Genomic DNA, 715 nt, shown 5'->3' with positions numbered 1-715 from the left:
TACCGTCCCGTCGGCGGCGGCACGCGCGACGCCGCCACCGGCTACTGGTCGCAGGGCGCGTACAACGCCGACGACATCGCCCGCGCCGCGGTGGTGTTCCTGCGGGACTGGCGCGCCACGGGCGACCCGCAGAGCCGCGACGACGCCCGCGACGTGCTCCGCTCCCTCGCGTTCCTGCAGACCGTGTCGGGGCCGAACGCCGGACGCGTGGTGCTGTGGCAGCAGGAGGACGGCACGCTCACGCCGAGCGCGATCCCGGTGGAGCTGCCCGACCCCTCGGACTCGGCGGAGTCGTACTGGCTGGCCCGCACCGTGTGGGCCTTCGGAGAGGGATACGCCGCGTACCGCACGGAGGATCCCGCCTTCGCGGAGTTCCTGCGAGCGCGGCTGCACCTGTGCCTGGACGCGCTGGCGCGCGAGTCGCTCGGCCGTGCAGGGCAGTGGGTCCGCAGCGACGGACGCGACCTGCCGGCGTGGCTCGTCGCGGGCGGCGCCGACGCCACCGCGGAGGCGATGCTCGGGCTCGCCGCCGCCGCGGAGGCCGGAGACGACCGCAGCCGCATGGCCCTGCAGACGTACGCCGAGGGCGTGGCGGCCATGGCGACCGACCCCGATCAGGGCTGGCCGTTCGGGGCCGTGCTGCCGTGGACGGGCTCGCTGGGGTTCTGGCACGCGTGGGGCGCGGCGGCTCCCGAGGCGCTGGCCAGGGCGGGCG

Annotated in this window: 1 pseudogene; it reads left to right on the top strand. The window is 76.6% G+C overall.

Features of this window, described 5'->3' with window-relative positions:
* Window positions 1–715: pseudogene (locus tag DW309_RS01360) on the top strand (hypothetical protein); the annotation flags it as partial.

Origin of the sequence: Microbacterium sp. K41, from assembly GCF_004794395.1 — a bacterium.
In the GTDB taxonomy this organism is placed as follows: domain Bacteria; phylum Actinomycetota; class Actinomycetes; order Actinomycetales; family Microbacteriaceae; genus Microbacterium; species Microbacterium sufflavum.
Note: the sequence above shows the minus strand (reverse complement) of the source record. Positions and strands in the feature narration are given on the sequence as shown.